Source organism: Finegoldia magna (assembly GCF_003182075.1).
In the GTDB taxonomy this organism is placed as follows: Bacteria; Bacillota; Clostridia; order Tissierellales; family Peptoniphilaceae; genus Finegoldia; species Finegoldia magna.
Genome location: NZ_QGTH01000001.1, coordinates 235,740 through 257,148, shown reverse-complemented (window position 1 = coordinate 257,148; position 21,409 = coordinate 235,740). Strand labels below are relative to the sequence as shown.

General features: G+C 33.7%; 14 protein-coding genes. 1 reads left to right on the top strand and 13 read right to left on the bottom strand.

Features of this window, described 5'->3' with window-relative positions:
• Positions 1-235 precede the first annotated feature (235 nt).
• Positions 236-3,367: a lectin like domain-containing protein gene (locus DES33_RS01095; protein ID WP_110057859.1), complete on the top strand. Its 3,132-nt coding sequence runs from the start codon at positions 236-238 to the stop codon at positions 3,365-3,367.
• Between the two features lie 40 nt (positions 3,368-3,407).
• Here the strand turns inward: DES33_RS01095 and DES33_RS01090 are convergent, their stop codons facing one another.
• The 13 genes from DES33_RS01090 to DES33_RS01030 all read right to left on the bottom strand — a co-directional run bounded on the left by DES33_RS01090 (position 3,408) and on the right by DES33_RS01030 (position 21,365).
• The gene (locus tag DES33_RS01090; protein WP_094224912.1) at positions 3,408-4,148 is read right to left on the bottom strand and encodes an amino acid ABC transporter ATP-binding protein; all 741 of its coding nucleotides are present in this window, start codon (positions 4,146-4,148) and stop codon (positions 3,408-3,410) included.
• Positions 4,138-5,718 (bottom strand): ABC transporter permease subunit, encoded by a 1,581-nt coding sequence (locus DES33_RS01085; RefSeq protein ID WP_110057858.1) that lies wholly within the window; start codon positions 5,716-5,718, stop codon positions 4,138-4,140. Before DES33_RS01085 ends, DES33_RS01090 begins: the two co-directional genes overlap by 11 nt.
• Positions 5,719-5,730: 12 nt before the next feature.
• Complete coding sequence (gene truA, locus DES33_RS01080; protein ID WP_094224914.1) at positions 5,731-6,465, bottom strand: tRNA pseudouridine(38-40) synthase TruA; 735 nt, start codon at positions 6,463-6,465, stop codon at positions 5,731-5,733.
• On the bottom strand, positions 6,462-7,259 hold the full coding sequence (locus DES33_RS01075; protein ID WP_110057857.1) for an energy-coupling factor transporter transmembrane component T family protein: 798 nt from the start codon (positions 7,257-7,259) through the stop codon (positions 6,462-6,464). Before DES33_RS01075 ends, truA begins: the two co-directional genes overlap by 4 nt.
• Positions 7,256-8,107: an energy-coupling factor transporter ATPase gene (locus tag DES33_RS01070; RefSeq protein ID WP_094224916.1), complete on the bottom strand. Its 852-nt coding sequence runs from the start codon at positions 8,105-8,107 to the stop codon at positions 7,256-7,258. The genes DES33_RS01075 and DES33_RS01070 overlap by 4 nt, the downstream gene beginning before the upstream one ends.
• Positions 8,108-8,112: 5 nt before the next feature.
• The gene (locus tag DES33_RS01065; RefSeq protein WP_094224917.1) at positions 8,113-8,949 is read right to left on the bottom strand and encodes an energy-coupling factor transporter ATPase; all 837 of its coding nucleotides are present in this window, start codon (positions 8,947-8,949) and stop codon (positions 8,113-8,115) included.
• 60 nt (positions 8,950-9,009) lie between these two features.
• Positions 9,010-12,618 carry a DNA-directed RNA polymerase subunit beta' gene (rpoC, locus tag DES33_RS01060; protein WP_110057877.1) on the bottom strand — a complete coding sequence of 1,203 codons (3,609 nt, stop codon included), beginning with the start codon at positions 12,616-12,618 and terminating at the stop codon, positions 9,010-9,012.
• Between the two features lie 16 nt (positions 12,619-12,634).
• Entirely contained in the window at positions 12,635-16,189 is a 3,555-nt protein-coding gene (gene rpoB / locus DES33_RS01055) for a DNA-directed RNA polymerase subunit beta (protein WP_110057856.1), read from the bottom strand.
• A 196-nt stretch (positions 16,190-16,385) separates the two neighbouring features.
• Positions 16,386-17,072: an acyl-[acyl-carrier-protein] thioesterase gene (locus tag DES33_RS01050; RefSeq protein ID WP_102163611.1), complete on the bottom strand. Its 687-nt coding sequence runs from the start codon at positions 17,070-17,072 to the stop codon at positions 16,386-16,388.
• A gap of 1 nt (position 17,073) precedes the next feature.
• Positions 17,074-18,894, bottom strand: a complete 1,821-nt coding sequence (locus tag DES33_RS01045) for an ATP-binding protein (protein WP_110057855.1) — start codon at positions 18,892-18,894, stop codon at positions 17,074-17,076.
• Positions 18,894-19,847 (bottom strand): DNA double-strand break repair nuclease NurA, encoded by a 954-nt coding sequence (locus DES33_RS01040; protein ID WP_110057854.1) that lies wholly within the window; start codon positions 19,845-19,847, stop codon positions 18,894-18,896. The genes DES33_RS01045 and DES33_RS01040 overlap by 1 nt, the downstream gene beginning before the upstream one ends.
• Positions 19,844-20,671 (bottom strand): 16S rRNA (cytidine(1402)-2'-O)-methyltransferase, encoded by an 828-nt coding sequence (rsmI, locus tag DES33_RS01035; RefSeq protein ID WP_110057853.1) that lies wholly within the window; start codon positions 20,669-20,671, stop codon positions 19,844-19,846. The genes DES33_RS01040 and rsmI overlap by 4 nt, the downstream gene beginning before the upstream one ends.
• Positions 20,652-21,365, bottom strand: coding sequence for a tRNA1(Val) (adenine(37)-N6)-methyltransferase (locus DES33_RS01030; protein ID WP_094224938.1), 714 nt, complete (start codon positions 21,363-21,365; stop codon positions 20,652-20,654). Before DES33_RS01030 ends, rsmI begins: the two co-directional genes overlap by 20 nt.
• Positions 21,366-21,409: the final 44 nt, after the last annotated feature.

The following is a 21,409-nucleotide window of genomic DNA, read 5'->3' as shown; positions in this document are numbered from 1 at the left end:
ATTATTAAGGAAATTTTACATTAATTATTTAAAAATTTACATTTTTTAAAATGGATTTTAACATACTACAGCATTAAATGATTAAAAATCACAATATTCTACATTTTTATGAATTTGTTCAAGATATATATTTATTCTTCCAAAAGTAGTATAATATAATTGTTAATTCTTAATAGTGTTATGTATACTATTTTAATCATGAATTAATATTTAAAATCATTGCAAGGAGTTGAATATGAAAAAAAGAAATTTATTGCTATTAATTGCGGTTTTTACGTTGCAATCACTGTTTTCTAAAAGTTTTGCAGAAAGTCAAAACAAATTTAAATTAAACGATGATTTAACTGTAAAAGAAATCGATTTTTCTGAAGCACCACGTAATCCAGCATTTAACAGGCAAAAGAGTAGTCCTAAAACTACTAAAAACTACGGTTCAAACGAAGATCCTTTCTTGGTTAATACAAACTACGATTTGTTTAATCAAAAAGAAGACATACCTAGACAAAAAGCGTATGGTATTCCTGCAAACTATGATTTACGCCAACATAACAGAGTTACTCCCGTAAAAGCTCAGGGACCAAACGGATCATGTTGGGCGTTTGCTACTTATGGTTCTGCAGAATCTAATATGCTCACGAATGGTCAATTCACAGATTTTTCTGAAAAACATTTGAGAAACACTCATGGTTTTGACTGGGCTCCTGATCAAGGTGGTACAAGAGCAGTGGCCGCAGCTTACTTAGCAAGATGGTCTGGCCCTGTTTGGGAAAAAGACGATCCTTATTCTGCTTATGATTTCAGCTCACCTTATAATTTACTTCCACAAAAAGAATTGAAGGAAGCTTTGTACATTCCAGATGTAAACAATAATCAGGATCGTGACAGATTAAAAAGAGCGATTATGAGATATGGTGCATCTTACACAACTATAAATGGAGACACAAATTATACCAATTTTTATTCTATGAGCCACTATAATCCTGGTTACGGTTGGCAAAACCACGCCGTAACTATAGTTGGATGGGATGATGATTATTCACGATACAATTTTGGCATAACTCCTCCTGGTGATGGAGCGTGGCTTGTAAAAAATAGTTGGGGTGATCGTTGGGGAAATCAAGGCGGATATTATCATGTATCGTATTATGATGCACACGTTGCAAAAGGAAATTGCATTTTTGTTTTGAAAAATAAAGATAGAAATAAATCTATCTGGTATTATGATGATTTAGGAATGACTGATAGTATTGGTTACAATCAAACTGGTTGGTTTTCAAATATTTTTGGTCCTGTAAGTAGAACAAGCCAAATCGACGAGGTAGGCTTCTTCGTTCCATCAAACGGTGCGCAATACGAAATTTATGTAAATACAAATATCGGCGGAAATAGTGGTTTCAACGATAAAGTTTTGGTTGCACGTGGAACTGTTGAAAATGCAGGATATACAACTGTCAAATTCAATCCACAAAAAATAAATGCGGGAGCTTATTTTGCACCAATTGTAAAACTAACAACCCCAGGTTACAGCTACCCTATTCCTATTGAATCTATGATTTACGGATATTCATCAAGAGCAAGAGCTGGATATAATCAATCATTTATTTCTAACGATGGATATAATTGGTCTGATTTGGCGAGAAACAGAGCAAACGCAAATGTATGCTTGAAAGCTTTTACAAAACCTTATTCAGGAAACAATGTCGATCCAACACCAGACCCTGATCCAGTGGATCCTACTCCCCAACCAGATGTTCCCGAACCTGATCAAGAAATCAGAGTAAATAAAATCACAGTGTCAGAAGACAATATTACTTTAAGAGAAGGAGAAGATTCTCAAATCAATACAAAAGTTTATCCAGAAAATGCGACAAACAAGGAATTGATGTGGTCATCCTCTAATACGAATGTATGTGCTGTAGATAATTCTGGATTAATAAGAGCTATAAGTCCCGGACAATGCTATGTAACTGTTAAGTCTGCAGACAATCCTAGAATTTTGCAATACATCAGAGTTAACGTACTAGAAAATGAAAAGCCAAATATTGATGATAGTGTTGACAAAGATGTTAAAGTCCAAAGTATTATTATGTATCCTTCCTATAAGAAAACAAAAGTAGGCGACAAATTCAGAATTGATACTAGAATATTACCTGCAAATGCCAAAAACCGCGATATAACTTGGGAAAGTTCGGACGAAAACATCGCATCAGTAGATAACGCTATGGTTGTATGCAACAATCCAGGTAAGGTAAAAATATTTGCTAAAGCAAAAGATGGTTCGAATGTTTCAAACTTTGCTGTAATTTATGTAGAGGGTGACAGCCCTGAAAGCAATATGGCAGTAAATATTAAGTCCAATGCCTACAGAAATTCAATTTCTATTGGTAATACTAATAATATTTCCGCTGTAGTAACAGATTCAAACAAACGACATATAAAAGGTGCAAAAGTCAAATTCACAATTACTAAACCATCCAAGAAATTAATAGAAAAAGAATTGACTACAAACTACCGTGGACAATCTATACTATATTTAAAAGCCGACGAATTAAATGAAGCTGGAACTTACGATGTAAATATCACAGCGACAGATTCAAAAGGCAATACTAACGAAAATAATGTAAGTTTTGAAGTAAAAGATAACAGAATAACTTTTGAAACTAAAGTTGATTTGGACAATACAGAAATCAAATTGAACCAAAATTCTATGATAACTGTAACTTCTAAGACTAATACAAGAAGAATTTCAGGTGCAGATGTAGTATTAAGCATCACTGATGAAAATGATAATAAACAAGAAAAAAGATTTAGAACTGATAGCTACGGTAATTGTTACTACACATTCAGACCAGAAAAACCAGGAAGATATTATATTGAAGCCTCAGTTTCAAAAACAGGCTACAAAAATTCTTCAGCAAACACAACACTTATTGTAAAAGATACTGAAAACAAACCTGAAACAAAACAAACTGTAAAGTTGAAGTTCGAAACAGATAAAAAATCTTATAATCTTACTGATACAGCGAACATTAAAATATTTGCAACAGATGAAAACGACAAGAAAATCGCAAATTTAAAATTAAATATTAGAATTAGAAATCAAAAAGGATTCGACCAAACAATTACTAAAACAACTGATTCAAATGGTGTTGCAACCATGTTTATAAAACAACAAACTGCAACATCACCAACAGATTTCACAGTAAAAGCTTGGTGTGAATCAAATCCTAACACTTCGTTTGATTTGAAGGTTTCATTTGGTAGTTCAGACAAACTTCAAATCAATTCAATCTACAGTCCGTATAATTTGTATAGCAAATATAACAACAATTATGTAATTCACAATTACATTAGAAATATTAGATAAAATTAACGCCCTTTATCCTGTGTGATAAAGGGCGTCTATTTTAGTTATTCAAATAATTCTTCAAGAATTCTTTTACTCTTTCATGTTTTGGATTTGTGAACATTGTCTTTGGATCTGTATCTTCAATGATGTAGCCTTCATTCATGAAACAAACTCTTGTAGACACATCTCTTGCGAATTGCATTTCATGTGTTACCACAACCATTGTCATTCCAGATTCTGCAAGTTTTGACATTACTTGCAATACGTCGTTAACCATTTCAGGATCTAGTGCAGATGTTGGTTCGTCGAACAATAAAACTTCTGGATTCATACACAGTGCTCTTGCAATAGCAACTCTTTGTTTTTGTCCACCTGATAACATGCTTGGTTTTTTGTGTACATGGTCAATCATTCCTACAAGTTCCAAATATTTTTTAGCTTCTTTAACAGCCGATTCCTTGTCTCTATTCAAAACTTTGATCTGAGCGACAGTGCAATTATCCATTACACTCATGTTTTCAAACAAATAAAATTGTTGAAATACCATACCTACTTTCGATCTGAATTTATTTTGATTAAATTTGGAAGAAAGTATGGATTCTCCATGATATAAAATATCTCCACCTGTTGGTTTTTCAAGTAAATTGATGCATCTTAACATAGTAGACTTACCAGAACCTGATGATCCGATTATAGATAGAACTTCTCCTTTTGATATCGTAAAGTTGATATCTTTTAGAACTTCTACTCCATCGTAACTTTTTTTCAAATGTTGTAATTCTATTATTTTATTTTCCATTGAACATTCCTCCAGTAGTAGCTTCCATTACGTATTCTCTGTTATTTGATTTCTTTTCAATAAATAATAAAAGTCTAGTCAAAGAGAATGTCAACACGAAATATATAATGCAAGTAACTGCATAAGTTTCAAAGATATTATAAGTTGAGCCTGCAATTGATTTTGATACGAAGAATAATTCTGTAACACTGATTACGTTCAATACCGATGTATCCTTAATGTTGATTACAAACTCATTTCCTATAGAAGGCAAAATGTTTTTGATTGCTTGTGGCAAAATTACATTAATCATGGATTGTCCGTGTGTCATTCCCAAAGCTTTACAAGCCTCCATTTGTCCGACATCCACAGAGTTAATTCCACCACGTACAACTTCAGACAAATAAGCTCCAGTGTTAACACTAACAATGAACAAAGCTGCACTAATTGGTGCCATATCAATTCCAAGATATAATTTGGCTCCAAAATAAATCAGCATTGATTGTACCATCATTGGTGTTCCTCTGAATATTTCAACATAGCAAGCTAGAATAAAATTGATAACTTTGTGAAGATAATAAGTGAATTTATTTTTATCTTTATCTAGTTTCATATTTCTAATAACTGCAACCAGTATTCCGATTAGAAATCCAATAATTGTCGATACACTGGCTATAAACAATGTCATCAATGCGCCCTTTAAGAAAAGTGATCCGTATTCATTAAAAATGCTTTTTACTTTTGATAAGAATCCTTGTGGTTGGTCTTTTTCTACGTTCAATCTTACCATTTCCTGCATCAACTTATCTCTTTCTTCTGGACTTATTTTCTTCAAAGCTTCGTTGATTTTTTCTGTCAAATCAGAATTTTTCTTCACACCGATTGCAATTGATGTATCTTCAGCTGATGTTTCAAATCCCGAACCTTTTTCAAATTCAATGTATGAAAGCTCAGCATTAGATGCTTCTGCACTTAATGCTTGTGGTTTTTCTGCGACATATCCGTCTATCTTCTCTGCCAAAACTGCAGACAGCATTGATGGAAAACTTTCCATTGCTGGTAGTTTGTCGCAATCTTTGATTTGATCAATTACTGTATAGTGGAATGTGTTCAATTGGCCAGTAATTTTAAAGTCTTTTAAATCATTTAATGATTTTGCTTTGATATATTTACCGTCTTTTTTTGTTACAATTACCAAATCAGAACTGTAATAAGTATCTGAAAAATCAATTTGTTCTTTTCTTTCTTCTGTTGGACTCATTCCTGCAATTATCGCATCAACTTTTCCGCTCATAACTGCCGGTGCAAGTCCGTCCCATTCCATTTTTACTACAACTAATTTCTTGCCCAAACTGTCGGCGATTTTTTTAGCTATTTGCAAGTCGTATCCGTTTGCATATTCACCTTTGCTGTTTTCAATAGGATAGGCTCCATTTTCATCTGTCGATTGTGACCAGTTAAACGGTGCGTAGTTCGCCTCCATTCCTATTACAAATGTATCTTTTTCTGCAAAAGATTCGGTGTCAATGAAAACAAACATCATCATTAGTATCATAAGTACGCTGATGAGTTTTCTGGTAAAGTTTTTCATTTACTCCCCCTTTTAATATTCGATATCCATTAAATACAATCCACAAGGTTCAATCGTAATTCCTGCAGACTGTCTGTCTTTATTTTCCAAAGCATTTTTAAGCCATTCTATGCTTTTTCTTCCTCTGGCTACATCAACCATGCTTCCAACCAAAATTCTAACCATATTCCTAAGAAAACTTTCCGCCTTAAATGTAAATACAATATCGTCGTCTATTCTTTCGATTGTAATTTCATCAATAGTTCTAATTGGATTGGTATCTTCTTCCAAATCATTAACGAATGATGTAAAATCATGTTTTCCAATGAGCATATCTCTGCATTTTAGCAACAAATCAAAATCTAAGTAGTATTTTCTATGACCCTTATAGTCATTAAACCAAGGCTCCATATAGTATTTGTTGCATAAAATGTATTTATATGTCTTTGATTTTGCACTAAATCTCGCATGAAAATCCAAATCCACTTCTTCTGATTTTACTATGACAATTGAATCACTCGTGAAGTGGTTGACTCCCATTAGAAATTGGTTTGCCGAAATATCTGTGTCAACAATGAAGTTACATACTTGACCTTTTGCATGAACTCCTTTGTCAGTTCTTCCAGCTCCATTTATTTTAACTGGTTGATTAACCATTTTTGTCACTGCTTTTTCTATTTCTAATTGTACGGATGGCAAATCATTCAACTTCTGCCATCCGTAAAATTTTGAACCATCATATTGAACTGTCAGTTTTATATTTTTCATATTATTCTACTCACAATAATTAAAATGAATAATAAAATAATAACAGCATAAGCTATGAAATCTCGCTTTTGATAGGATAATTCATTCAGCCTTGTCCTTCCTTCTCCTCCACGATAACATCTAGCTTCCATGGCTACTGCAAGTTCTCCTGCTATTTTTAAAGCATTTATAAACAGTGGAACTAGAAGTGGTACGAGGTTTTTAGCTCTCTTGATTATATTTCCCGATTCAAAATCTGCGCCTCTAGCCATTTGAGCTTTCATTATTTTATCTGTTTCTTCAAATAGTGTGGGGATAAACCTAAGTGCTATTGTCATCATCATTGCAAATTGATGAGCAGGAAAGCCTATTTTAGCAAAGGGATGAAGCATTTTTTCCATAGCATCTGTCAATTCGATTGGTGATGTTGTCAAGGTCAATAAACTCGTACCTAAAACCAAGAATATCAATCTAAATGCCATAAAAAATCCCAAGTTCAATCCTGATTTTGTGACAGTAAATATTTTCCATTTCCACACAACTTCTCCCGGTGTCATCAATACGTTAAGTATAAATGTCAATAAAATAATTGGGAGAAGTGGTTTAACTCCTTTGAATACAAATTTCGGTTTTATTTTCGAAATTTGTATTATAGTTATTAAGAATAACAGTACTGGTGCATATACCCAAAGTTTACTTATAAGAAATATGGCAATAATATACAAAAACACAAAAGTGACTTTAACCCTTGGATCAAGCTTGTGAATTATACTATCAGATGCAAAATATTGACCAATTGTTATGTCTTTAATCATGATTTTGCCTCCATAGCTTTTTTGATGCTTTCATAAGCTTGCTCAACATTTAAGCAATCCGTTTTTAAATCTATTCCTCTTTCTTTCAATCTTCTCACAACTTGTGTAGATTGTGGAATACTAAGTCCAATTTCTTGTAGCTCTTTTTCTTTACTAAACACAACTTCTGGTTTATCGTCCATAAAAATCTGACTTTTATCGATAACAATTACTCTGTTACAAAGTTTTGCGATATCTTCCATGCTATGGCTGACTAAAATGACTGTCATATCTTCTCTTTCAAAAAGTTGTTTTATTTGATTTAAAATCATATCTCTTCCCAATGGATCAAGACCTGCAGTTGGCTCATCTAATACCAAAAACTTTGGCTTCATCGCCAAAACACCTGCAATTGCAACTCTTCTTTTTTGTCCTCCGGATAATTCGAATGGTGATTTTTCTTTCATGTGTTCTACATCCAAACCAACAGCATCACAAGCCCACTCTACACGTTCTTTGATTTCTTTATCTGTAAGTCCCAAATTCTTCGGTCCAAATTCAATGTCTTTGTAGCAAGTTTCTTCAAATAGTTGATACTCTGGATATTGAAACACTAATCCAACATTTTTTCTTATATCTGTTTTTACTTTTGTCTTTGTTGATATCCCGTCAACCAAAACATCGCCACCTGTTGGTTCCAATAATCCATTCAAATGTTGTGCTAGTGTTGATTTGCCGCTTCCAGTGTGTCCTATAATTCCAATAAATTCTCCAAGATTTATCTCTAAATTGATATCTTTGAGGGCTACTTTTTCAAATGGATTTGATTTGTTATAAATATGTTCTAAATTTTTGCATTCTATTTTCATATCTATCACCTAACACTCTCCAAAGCTTCAACGAGTTCGTCTACAGTAAGGACATCAGCTCTCACATTTATATTTGATTTATTTAAAAGGTAGCTGATTTCAGTAGGCTCTGGAACATCAAGACCAATTTCTTTCATTTGTTCGACATTTGAGAAAACTTCCCTTGGAGTTCCTTCAAGCACTACATCACCCTCATTAATCACGATTATTCTGTCGGCATTTACACATTCTTCCATGTAATGGGTAATGTGGATTATAGTTTTGCCCATTTCTCTTAGTTTCAAAACAGTATTTAAGATGTCTTTTCGTCCTTGTGGATCGAGCATTGCTGTCGGCTCATCCATTAGCAAACACTTTGGATTCATTGCTAATATGCCTGCAATAGCAATTCTTTGTTTTTGACCTCCAGATAATAGTGCTGGTGAATGTCGCTTGTACTCACTCATTCCCACAAGTTCAAGACATTCATCTACTCTCTTGCGAAGTTCTTCTCTTGGAACTCCCAAATTTTCAGGCCCAAATGCCACGTCCTCTTCGACGATTGTCGCTACCAATTGGTTGTCAGGATTTTGGAATACCATCCCACACATTTCACGAATATCCCACAAGCTATCATCATCTTTTGTATTCATATTCCCAACTAAAATATCCCCTTCTGTTGGAATATATTGAGCATTAATGAGTTTTGCTAATGTAGACTTCCCAGATCCGTTGTGGCCTAATACGCAGATGAATTCTCCCTCTTTAATATCTATGTTTAAGTTTTTTAATACTTTTTTTGATGAACCTTCATATTGAAAACTTAAGTTTTTTATTTCTATGATGTTTGTATCCTTTTTCATCAAAACTCCTCAATTTTATAAAAAAAGGGATGCTAATACACATCCCTTAATTCTTAAATATTATTTATCTTCATCTTGTAATGATTCGTAATTTCCAGATTTTACTGTAGATTCTTCCTCTACTTCAGAATCATTTATTTCTTGTGCTTTTTCAGCTTCAATCATATCTTCTTCAGCTTTACCGTCATAATCTACTTCAATTCTGTCATATTTTGCTATTCCTGTACCGGCAGGTATTAGTTTACCAATTATTACATTTTCTTTTAAGCCTATTAAGTGATCAACTTTTCCTTTAATAGATGTTTCTGTTAATACTCTTGTAGTTTCTTGGAATGATGCTGCAGATAAGAAACTTTCAGTTGCAAGTGATGCTTTTGTGATACCCATTAATGAATGAGTTCCTGTTGCAGGAGTTTTTCCTTCTTTGACAAGTTGTTCATTAGTCATCTTGAAATCTCTCGCATCTACTACACTACCTGATAAGAACCCTGAATCTCCGCTTTCTTCGATTTTAATTTTGCTCATCATTTGTCTGATTATTATTTCAATGTGCTTATCGTCAATGTCTACACCTTGTAATCTGTAAACTTTTTGAACTTCTCTAATTATATAATCACGAACGCCTTCAGCCCCGTTAACTCTAAGAATATCTTGTGGATTGATTGAACCTTCTGTTAATGGTTCTCCCTTTTCAACATGATCTCCGTCGTTAACTCTAATGTGAGCGCCGTATGGAATTTGATAAACTTTTTCTTCGCCGTCTTCAGCAGTTACGATAACATCATTTCTCTTTTTGTTTTCTTGGATTTTTACAGTACCTTCTATTTCAGTAATGTAAGCAAGTCCTTTTGGTTTACGAGCTTCAAATAATTCTTCAACTCTAGGAAGACCTGATGTGATTCCTACTCCAGCGATACCACCTGAGTGGAAAGTTCTCATTGTCAATTGTGTACCCGGTTCACCTATTGATTGTGCGGCAATTATACCAACTGCTTCACCAATGTTTACAGGCTTACCAGTAGCTAAGTTTCTACCGTAACATTTAGCACAAACACCGTGCTTCATCTTACATCCAAGAACACTTCTTACCTTAACTTCTTTGATACCTTTTGATTCTATTCTTTCCGCAATAGCTTCATTGATCATATCATTTTTATGAACTATGATTTCTCCAGTATCCAAATCGAGAATATCTTCGAATGCGTATCTACCAATAATTCTAGATTTCAAATCTTCAACTTGTCTGTTACCGTCTTTGATTTCTTTTGCAACTATATATTCATCTGTACCACAATCATCTTCAGTTATTATTACATCTTGTGATACATCTACAAGCCTTCTTGTCAAATATCCTGAGTCTGCAGTTCTAAGAGCGGTATCTGATAGACCTTTTCTTGAACCGTGTGTTGAAATAAAGAATTCTTGTACTGAAAGACCTTCACGGAAGTTTGATGTGATAGGAATTTCGATAGTGTTACCAGCAGTATCGGACATAAGACCACGCATACCACCTAATTGTCTGATTTGGTTTTCACTACCACGGGCTCCAGAAACGGCCATGATATTCAAGTTGTTGTCAGCAGGAAGGTTTGTCATCAACGCTCTAGTTACATCTTTAATACATTGTTCCCAAATTTCGATAACTTTCTTGTATCTTTCTTCGTTTGTAATATCCCCCTGAAGGTAGATATCTTGAACCATATCAATTCTTTGTTCAGCTTGTTCGATGATACCTTTTTTAGAATCAGGAATTGTAATATCTCCCATTGATATTGTCAAAGCACCAATTGTAGAATACTTGTATCCCATAGATTTGATGTAGTCTAACAATTCAGCAGTTCTGATGTTTCCGTATTTTCTGAAAGTTAAATCGATGATTTTAGATAGCATTTTCTTGTCAACTTGCAAATCAACTTCAAGTGAATATGGATCTTCTTCTCTGTTTACCATACCCAAGTCTTGAGGGATTCCTTCGTTGAAGATAAATCTACCAACAGTGCTTTTTACGATTTTGCTTGTTCCATCGTTATTCACACTGTTTCGTCTAACATTTACTATTGTTTGTAATGTTACATAATGCATTGCATAAGCTTGCATCATTTCATCTATATCTTTGAAGATTAAGCCTTCTCCTTTTTGACCTTCTTTTTTAGTAGTCATGTAGAATGAACCCAATACCATATCTTGTGAAGGAGTTGTAATTGGCTTACCATCTTTTGGTGCAAGAATGTTATTCGTACTTAGCATCAAAAGTCTAGCTTCTGCTTGAGCTTCTGGTGAAAGTGGTAAATGGACTGCCATTTGGTCACCGTCAAAGTCCGCATTATATGCTGTACATACTAATGGGTGAAGTTTGATAGCTTTTCCTTCAACTAATATTGGTTCAAATGCTTGAATACCAAGTCTGTGCAATGTAGGTGCACGGTTTAATAATACTGGATGATCGACTATAATATCTTCTAAGACATCCCACACTCTGTCGTTTTCTCTTTCAACTAATTTCTTAGCATTTTTAACGTTATGTGAAATTTCTCTTTTAACTAATTCTCTAATTACAAATGGTTTGAATAATTCAAGAGCCATTTTCTTAGGAAGACCGCATTGATAGAATTTCAAGTTTGGTCCGATAACTATTACTGAACGACCAGAATAGTCAACTCTCTTACCTAACAAGTTTTGTCTGAAACGACCAGATTTACCTTTAAGCATATCTGACAAACTCTTTAATGGTCTGTTACCAGGTCCTGTTACAGGTTTACCACGTCTACCATTGTCGATAAGAGCATCTACTGCTTCTTGAAGCATTCTCTTTTCGTTTCTTACAATGATTTCAGGAGATCCAATGTCCAATAATCTTTGTAGACGATTGTTTCTATTGATAACTCTTCTATACAAATCATTCAAATCACTTGTAGCAAATCTTCCACCTTCAAGTTGTACCATTGGTCTGATATCTGGTGGAATTACTGGAATTACATCCATAATCATCCATGAAGGATCATTTTTTGATTCAATGAATGCTTCTACAACTTCGAGTCTTCTTAAAATTCTAACTTTCTTTTGTCCAGTTGCCCCTTCGAATGTTTCAGTTAAATTTTTGTATTCTTCTTGTAAGTCTATTTTTTGAAGAAGTTCTTTGATTGCTTCAGCTCCCATTTTAGCTCTGAAATCAACATCCTCTTCGTACTTGTCACAGTATTCTTCGTATTCTTGTTCAGTTAATAGTTGTTTTTCGTATAAATCAGTTTTACCTGGATCTATTACTACAAATGATGCAAAATAAAGAACTTTTTCAAGTGCTCTAGGACTCATATCCAATAACAATCCCATACGTGATGGAATTCCTTTGAAATACCATATATGACTTACAGGAGTTGCAAGTTCAATGTGGCCCATTCTTTCACGTCTAACTTTTGATTTAGTAACTTCTACGCCACATTTTTCGCATACAATACCCTTGTATCTTATTCTTTTGTATTTACCACAATTACATTCGTAATCTTTTTGAGGTCCAAATATTTTCTCACAGAATAAACCTTCTTTTTCAGGTTTTAGCGTTCTATAATTTATAGTTTCTGGTTTTTTGACTTCGCCCCTAGACCATTGTCTGATTTTGTCTGGTGAAGCCAAACCAATTTTCATAGCTTCAAAAGTATTTTTTTGTACCAAGGAGCCCTCTCCTTTCTTATAGTCTATCATCGCTGTCGAATTCGCTAGAATCATCGTCTTCTTCTATCAATTCGACTTCTTCATTATTTTCATCAAGTAATTTAACATCCAAAGATAATGATTGAAGTTCTTTAATTAAAACTTTGAATGATTCTGGAATTCCTGGTTCAGGAATGTTTTCGCCCTTAATAATAGCTTCGTAAGTTTTAACACGACCTACAACATCATCTGATTTTACTGTTAAAATTTCTTGAAGAGTATGAGCTGCACCATATGCTTCTAATGCCCAAACTTCCATTTCTCCAAATCTTTGACCACCAAATTGAGCTTTACCACCCAATGGTTGTTGAGTTACAAGAGAGTATGGTCCAGTTGATCTAGCGTGGATTTTTTCTGCAACCATGTGATGTAGTTTCAACATATACATGTATCCTACAGTTACTGGGTTGTCGAAGTATTCTCCACTTCTACCATCTCTTAACCAAATCTTTCCTGTCTTTGGATATCCTGCTTCTTCCAAAGCATCTTCTATTTCAAGGTCGCTTGCACCATCAAATACTGGTGTAGCAACTTTCCAACCCAATTTACTAGCAGCAAGTCCCAAGTGAACTTCAAGTACTTGTCCGATGTTCATACGACTTGGTACCCCTAATGGGTTAAGAACTACTTGTACTGGTGTACCGTCTGGTAAATATGGCATGTCTTCTTCTGGCATAATTCTAGAAACGACACCCTTGTTACCGTGACGACCACACATTTTATCCCCAACCATGATTTTTCTCTTAGTAGCTACGAATACTCTAACTACCTTATTTACACCTGGTGATAATTCATCGCCGTTTGCTCTTGAATAAGTTTTAACATCAACAACAACACCAGATTCGCCATGAGGAACTCTCAATGAAGTATCTCTTACTTCTCTAGCTTTTTCGCCAAATATAGCTCTCAATAATCTTTCTTCAGCAGATAATTCTGTTTCTCCTTTTGGAGTAACTTTACCAACTAAAATATCTCCTGATTTAACTTCAGCACCAATTCTAATAATTCCTTCATCATCAAGATTCTTTCTCATATCTTCTCCGACATTTGGAATATCTTTAGTGATTTCTTCAGCGCCTAATTTTGTTTCACGAGCTTCTGATTCGTGTTCTTCTATATGAACTGATGTCAATACATCATCAACAACTAATTTTTCGTTTAATAACATCGCATCTTCGTAGTTGTATCCTTCCCAAGTCATGAATGCAATAAGAATGTTCTTACCTAAAGCCATTTCTCCCATGTTTGTACTTGGACCGTCTGCGATTATATCATCAACATCAACCTTGTCCCCTTTATTCACGATAGGTCTTTGGTTGAAAGTTGTACCTTGGTTTGCCTTTTTAAATTTACGAATAGTGTACTTGTCAACTTTTCTATCTTCATCACGAGTGATTTCAATCAAATCAGAAGATACCTTAGTAACTGTACCTTTGTGTTTTGCTTTAACTACTACACCAGAGTCCTTAGCAGCCTTGTGTTCAATTCCAGTACCGATAATTGGTGCTTGAGTTGCCAACAATGGAACTGCTTGTCTTTGCATGTTTGAGCCCATCAACGCACGAGTAGCATCGTCGTTTTCCAAGAAAGGAATCATAGCTGTACCTACAGATACGATTTGTTGCGGACTAACGTCCATGTAGTCGATAAGTTCTCTTGGATAAATATCATTTTCGCCGTTGATACCACGACCAGAAACTCTTTCATTTATAAATCTAGAATTTTCATCCAATGGTTCGTTCGCTTGTGCAATTATATATTTATCTTCTTCATCAGCAGTCAAATAAACAATATCTTCAGTAACTTCTCCAGTTTCCTTGTCAACACGTCTGTATGGAGTTTCTAAGAAACCATATTCATTAGTTGTAGAATAAGTTGTCATGGAAGTTATAAGACCGATATTTGGTCCTTCTGGTGTTTCTATCGGACAGATTCTACCATAGTGAGAGTCGTGAACGTCACGAACTTCAACGCCTGCTCTGTCTCTTGACAAACCACCTGGTCCTAAAGCTGACAATCTTCTCTTGTGAGTAAGTTCTGCCAATGGGTTTGTTTGTTCCATGAATTGTGACAACTGACTTGAACCAAAGAATTCTTTGATTGCTGCAGTAACTGGACGAACATTGATTAATGATTGTGGAGTTGCCAAGTCTGGGTCTTGTGTGCTCATTCTTTCTCTTACAACTCTTTCCATTCTTGATAGACCAATTCTAAATTGATTTTGTAACAATTCACCAATAGTTCTTACACGTCTGTTACCTAAATGGTCGATATCATCAGTTGAACCAATTCCAAAGAATAAATTAAATTCGTAGTTAATGGATGCCAAAATATCTGAATGGATTATATGAATTGGAGATAATTGATGAACATTTTCTTCAATTGCTCTTCTGATTGATTTTTCGTCATCATTTTCTTCCAAGATTTTTTCCATAATAGGATAATAAACTTTTTCTGACAAATTCAAATCAGATAAATCCATATCCAAACCAAAACTATCCAAATCAACAAAGTGGTTACCAATAACACGAACACTTTGACCTTCGTGTCCGATAACATCAACAACATTTATACCTGCGTTTTCGATTTCGATTGCCATTTCTTCAGTAATCAAATCTCCTGCAGTAGCTAATATTTCTCCTGTTGATGTATCCACAACATCTTCTTTTGCTTTTTGATTAGTAATTCTGTCTCTCAAAGATAATTTTTTATTAAATTTGTAACGTCCTACCTTTGCTAAGTCGTATCTTCTACTGTCAAAGAACATGTTGTTAATCAAAGGTTCTGCACTTTCTAAAGATGCAGGATCTCCTGGTTTTAATTTCTTATAAATTTCAATTAAAGCACTTTCTCTGTCTTTTGAAATTTCTTTTTCGAGAGTTTTTCTTAAAATTTCAGAATCTCCCATAGCTTCAATTATTTCATCATCAGTGTCAAATAATAAAGCTCTAAGTAATGTAGTAACAGGTAATTTTCTAGTTCTGTCGATTCTAATATTCACTACACCACTTGCATCAGTATCCATTTCAAGCCAAGCACCTCTGTTTGGAATAACTGTAGATGCGAAGTTGCTGTTACCTGATTTATCAATTTCTTCGGCGAAGTAAACACCAGGACTTCTTACAAGTTGGCTTACAATTACCCTTTCAGCACCATTGATGATAAATGTACCGCTGTCTGTCATCAAAGGGAAATCACCCATAAAAACTTCTTGTTCTTTTACTTCTTCTGTGTCGGTGTTAATTAATCTTACTTTCACTTTTAACGGGCAAGAATAGTTAGTATCTCTGTCTTTTGCCTCTTGGATTGTATATTTTGGATTTTCCTCAAAATAATAATCCACAAATTCCAAAACAAGACTACCCGCATAATCTTTTATAGGACTAATATCTTCAAAAACTTCCTTAATTCCTTTTTTTACAAACCAATCAAAACTATCAGTTTGAATACCAATAAGATTTGGAAGTCCCAAAACATTTTCGTTCCTAGAAAAGCTAACTCTGTCCGTTACTCCATACTTTTCAGTATGCATATACTTCACCCCTTATACTATCTTAAACTCCTAAATAATCTACTTTATAGCATAATTATCCATTTTTATACTGTATCTTAGAATTATATAACAACAGTTTTATTTTGTCAATTATTTTTTTGCGAAATTTTAGCTATTTCCTAAAATTCAAAATAAAAAAACTCACAAAACAAAAAATTCATTTTGTGAGCTAAATTTATTTCGTAATTTTTATAATTGTTTTCAAAACTCCATCAGAAATTAATTTGAAATAAACGATGGAATCTTCTACCAATTTATAAATTTCAACAGTTTCATCTAGTTTAAGTTCTTTCTTATATACAACTTCCACCTTTTTAATTGTGTCATAGTCAAGATAATTTTCAATCCATTCTATATATCTAGCATTGTTTGCGTGATAATTGTAATCTATATCTGTTTTTCTTACAGTATACTCACCACACTTTTCATAGTCGCCATCTAGTAACTCCACATCTTTTTCTATTATTGCATAACCATCTTCTCTTCCGTAAATCATTCCAAGATCGTCACCTATTCTTATAGGAAGCTTCTTTTCCGGATTGACAAGCAGCCATTTTGTTTTAGCTCTTACAATTAGTTCGCCATTTCTAAAAACATCGTAGTTACGAAAAGCGTAGAATTTTCTGGTATAAGTGTGGTAAGTTTGAATTGTCAAATCGTCAAATCTTTCAGGCATGTCATTTATATCAACATCCCATTGATATATAATCCAACTCCCCTTCAAATCTTTAAGCTCTTCTTTAAGAATTTCTTCCTGTTTAATGGAACATTCAAGCATATAATCGAATAACTTGTTCAATCTTATTTTTGAATTTGTCCCACAAAAAACGTTCATAACTTTCGTATTTAAACTAACTTTCATATTACTCCTCTTTTAAATAGTAACTTTCTCCCATGATAGATTTTTTCTTGGTAATATATCCATCATTGCTAAGCTTATTTAATTTGTCTTCCAATTCACTAACACTCAGTTTTATATCGTGTCTTTCTTCGACTATCTTACAAATCCTAAATAAATCAAGAGTTATTGGAAATACGTTATCTTCTTTCAACATTTTAAATAATTCCATATCCGATTCATTTTCCTTTTGAACATTTATTTCCAGCATTCGATACATTTCATCAAAAGGATTTTTGAATTTCGGTTGTGTAGTGTATGCAAGTCTAATTCTTGCAAACAATGTTTTTCCAATTTGAGCTTGAGAAATGAATACATCACCGTTAGATAGATATGGAAGTCTTCGTATTTCTTCAGATGACAAATCAGTTTCTTTTCTGATAACTTCAAGGTCCTTTTCAGTTGAAATTCTAAAAATAAATTTTGTAGACAACTGTGCAATTGTAGTCTGTTCGATTGCAGCCATTCTTTGGGAAGCTAGTATGAGAAAAACTCCGTATTTTCTACCTTCTTGGGCGATCTCCTTGATAATTCTTCGTGTTACAGATATCTGGTCACTACCGCAGAAGTTGTGAGCTTCATCAAAAACCATGCATATAATCGGAAAATATTCGTTTGTCATAGCATCAACATATCTTCTTCTTTTTCTGTAACAAGAATTCACTGCGTACGATGCGTACAAATTTAGCATCTTTTGCGTACCCTGAATTATAACTGTTTTGCCATCTTTTAATGCTTCGAAAAGCTTTTGTGAAGTGTTCAAAAATATATCTGTGTTCAGTAATCTATTAAATCTTCTGATAACAGCTTGTAGTGAATCCACGTTTACAAGTTGTGAAAATCTTTCATAGTATCCCGTCGTGTCATCTTCCTTATCAGACAAGGCTGTGGATATGGTTGTCAAATAATCCAAAAAAGCATTTGCACTCGATTGTGTTATTGAGTCTTTGTCAAGGATAGCTTCATATGCAGATTTCATGGATTCCGTGAGTTCTCCTTGTGTTTCTATCAAACTGATAAGCTCATATCTGTTCAAATCGGGAAAATTAATCCCCAAATCTTCTCCAACCTTTAAAACTTCAAATTTATCAGAAAAATCTATCCCGTAATTTTCCACAGTTCTATCTTTAAAAACCATTTGATTATGTGGATCAAACACTATCGTAGGAACAGATTTTTTCATTAATTCTTCAATTACTACCCTTAACCCATAGGATTTACCAGAACCCGATCCTCCAAAAATACCAATATGCGGATATTCAATCATATTGTAATAATTAAATAAATACACCAATTCTTCTTGGTCGTAGATTTTTTGGTTAGAATCCATGATTTTAAGCAAATTTTTGTATTCAACAGGACATGTTTTATAAATCTCTTCTGTGTTTTTTATAATTCCTATTTCAAGTGATTTGTCAATTGAGCCAGAGTAGAACAAGTGTTTAATCTCATCGAACTTTGGTTTTCTAACTGTAGATCCTGCTTCAATCGCAAATGCCGGATCGTCCATCACTCTGAATTTGTAAATGTATTTGATTCCTTCAGAAATGTTGTATCCTACTGCTTGAAGTTTTAGAATTTGTTCTTTGGTTATATAAGAATCTGCGGTGTTTGACTCCATAAATTCATTAACACTATGAGTTTCTGTGACTTGACACAAAATATCCCCTTGTTTGATATCTTCCACAATCATATACTCATTGATTCTAAGTCTATCGTATTTACTAGCTACAAAACATTCGATTTGATCGGTCATTCCGACTACTCTAAAATCTAAATCATTCATTATATAACTCTTTTACTCCTTTGAGATCTAAATATCGATTGGTACATTTCAGTATCCAAGTATTTCTTAGCCAATATTTCGGCTTGTTTGTTGTCAATCCTTGTTTTCTTGTCGACCAAATCCAACAAAAACGGCACTCCTCTTGTATTTTCATCGGACATTGTAAGTACAAAAGAAATTATTTCATCAAAATCATTCATATTTTGTGAAGGAATGTCGACAGCTATTACACAAGGATCCTTGGAAGTTCTGATGAAAGCTTGTTCTATATTGTACTCTTCTTTTCTGGATTTATGGTTTTTTACGACAAACCCTTCATTCATATCTAATACATTGAACAAAGCTTCTCTGTCGAAAAGCATCCCCACATTATTATCACTTTCGTTAAACGTGTTCATTATAATCTTCGTACTTATTTCTTCGACAACTCCAACTAGTAAAACATGTTCCTCATAACAAAGATCGACCAAATCTTCATATAAATCTTCCGCTTCAAGTGCATATCTCATTAGAGTTCCATCCATCATAAGTATTTTTATACCATGATTTTTTACAGCTTCAATCGCTACCTCAAGTTCTGTAGCACACAATGTTTGTTTGGAGATTTGAAACTGGTCATGTTCTGAAAACTCATCCACCAATGGACACAAAATATCCGCCTTAACCAACGGCTCTTGGTCAGAACTTAGAAGGGCCATAGACTGAAAAAACTCCACATAATTAGGATAATTTGCACCGATTCTATTAACTGAGCCGTCTACAACGCAAATACTACCTGATTTTTTAATTTCTCTTAACTTATTAACATCAAATCTATCATAAACTTTGATGTCCCCAATCTCATCTGTAATTAAATTTCTGATATTTTCTCTGCTTAATTTAGAGATATTTTTCCTATTTTTAAGTCTTTTATTCAAATAGGATACTTCATCCATCAAATCTTTTGAAATCATAATTCTAAGCTCTCTTTGTAGACATCGTTCTTTTTCAATCCGTACATATCGCTAACAATCTTCACTGCTTGCTTCTTCGATATTCCATCGTTTATAAGTTCTGTAAGTTTTTCTTTTACATCTATCTCTTCATTTTCTTCGATGAGTTTGTCGATTACAATTACGAATTCACCTTTTACAGTTTCGTTCTTCAACATTTCGATAACTTCAGCACAAGTCCCTTTCATAACGGACTCGTGAATTTTAGTAAGCTCTCTTAAAACACAAATTTTTCTATCTCCCAAAAACTCACTGAGTTCTTCGACTGTCGCTTCAACTCTGTGAACCGATTCGTATATTATTGTAGTCATAGTCGCGTTTTTGATTTGTTCGTAAAACTTGTTTTTGTCAGCATTTTTCCTAGGTACGAATCCCAAGAACGCAAATTGTAAACTATCAAATCCGCTCCTCACTAAAGCAGTTATCGCAGCACTCGCACCTGGCAGCACTTCAATATCGATATCACGATCTATAGCTTTTTCCAGTAAAATTTGTCCCGGATCACTGATAGAAGGCATCCCCGCATCACTTACTACCGCACAATTTATATTTTCCAATAAAATTTTATCGATAATTTCCTCTGATCTACTTTGCTCGTTGTGTTTATGATAACTTACAAGAGGAGTTTTAATGTCATAATAATTCAGTAGTTTCGATGTGTTTCTGGTATCTTCACAATAAATCACATCCACATTTTTCAAAACATCTAACGACCTCAAAGTCATATCAGCCAAGTTCCCAATAGGCGTTGGCACGACGTAAATTTTAGACTTTTGTAATTCCATATATATTCATCACTTCTTCCGTGTAGTCTTCACCATTGTAAATAATTAGATTTTTCTCAAAAGTCAAGAAAGGTTTCTGATTTTTTACAAATTGTATCATAACTAGATTGGGCTTATCATCAATTCTTGATTGCACAAACCTAATTCTCTTTGCTTCCATATTATATTTTCTTGCAATACTTAATAAATCGACCAATCTCTCACATCTATTTATCATAAATAAAGACCTATTAGATTTGAGCTTCAACTTTGCAAATTCAAATAAATCTTCCAATTTCATCTCATTATCGTATCTCGATGTATGAAAATTAGTATTTTTGTTAGAAATACCATGACCATTTTTTTGATAAGGAGGGTTAACTATTATATTGTCGATTGAATCATTTTTGATGTAGACATTTTTAAAATCATCATTGATAATATCGACATTTTCCAAATTATTAATCGCGATTGTTTCAGCCAACATATCTGCAACATCTTTTTGAATTTCAATTCCGATGCATTTTGACAAATTATACATTGCATTACATCTCAACATTAATATTCCTGTCCCACAGCCAATATCAATTAGATTGGTGCCTTTTTTCATTTTTGCAAAATCTGTGAGTAAAATGGAATCAATCGTAAAAGAAAATTTCTCATCATCAGCAATTATTTTTAAATCTGTTTTTGGTATAAAATGTTCTCTTTTCATATTAAAAAAATAGACCACTCAAAAATGAGTAGTCTAATTCTCCC

Excerpts from the sequence above, each read along its gene's own strand:
- DES33_RS01095 (WP_110057859.1), top strand. The coding sequence starts at position 236 with ATGAAAAAAAGAAATTTATTGCTATTAATTGCGGTTTTTACGTTGCAA.
- DES33_RS01090 (WP_094224912.1), bottom strand. The coding sequence starts at position 4,148 with ATGGAAAATAAAATAATAGAATTACAACATTTGAAAAAAAGTTACGAT.
- DES33_RS01085 (WP_110057858.1), bottom strand. The coding sequence starts at position 5,718 with ATGAAAAACTTTACCAGAAAACTCATCAGCGTACTTATGATACTAATG.
- truA (WP_094224914.1), bottom strand. The coding sequence starts at position 6,465 with ATGAAAAATATAAAACTGACAGTTCAATATGATGGTTCAAAATTTTAC.
- DES33_RS01075 (WP_110057857.1), bottom strand. The coding sequence starts at position 7,259 with ATGATTAAAGACATAACAATTGGTCAATATTTTGCATCTGATAGTATA.
- DES33_RS01070 (WP_094224916.1), bottom strand. The coding sequence starts at position 8,107 with ATGAAAATAGAATGCAAAAATTTAGAACATATTTATAACAAATCAAAT.
- DES33_RS01065 (WP_094224917.1), bottom strand. The coding sequence starts at position 8,949 with ATGAAAAAGGATACAAACATCATAGAAATAAAAAACTTAAGTTTTCAA.
- rpoB (WP_110057856.1), bottom strand. The coding sequence starts at position 16,189 with ATGCATACTGAAAAGTATGGAGTAACGGACAGAGTTAGCTTTTCTAGG.
- DES33_RS01050 (WP_102163611.1), bottom strand. The coding sequence starts at position 17,072 with ATGAAAGTTAGTTTAAATACGAAAGTTATGAACGTTTTTTGTGGGACA.
- DES33_RS01045 (WP_110057855.1), bottom strand. The coding sequence starts at position 18,894 with ATGAATGATTTAGATTTTAGAGTAGTCGGAATGACCGATCAAATCGAA.
- DES33_RS01040 (WP_110057854.1), bottom strand. The coding sequence starts at position 19,847 with ATGATTTCAAAAGATTTGATGGATGAAGTATCCTATTTGAATAAAAGA.
- rsmI (WP_110057853.1), bottom strand. The coding sequence starts at position 20,671 with ATGGAATTACAAAAGTCTAAAATTTACGTCGTGCCAACGCCTATTGGG.
- DES33_RS01030 (WP_094224938.1), bottom strand. The coding sequence starts at position 21,365 with ATGAAAAGAGAACATTTTATACCAAAAACAGATTTAAAAATAATTGCT.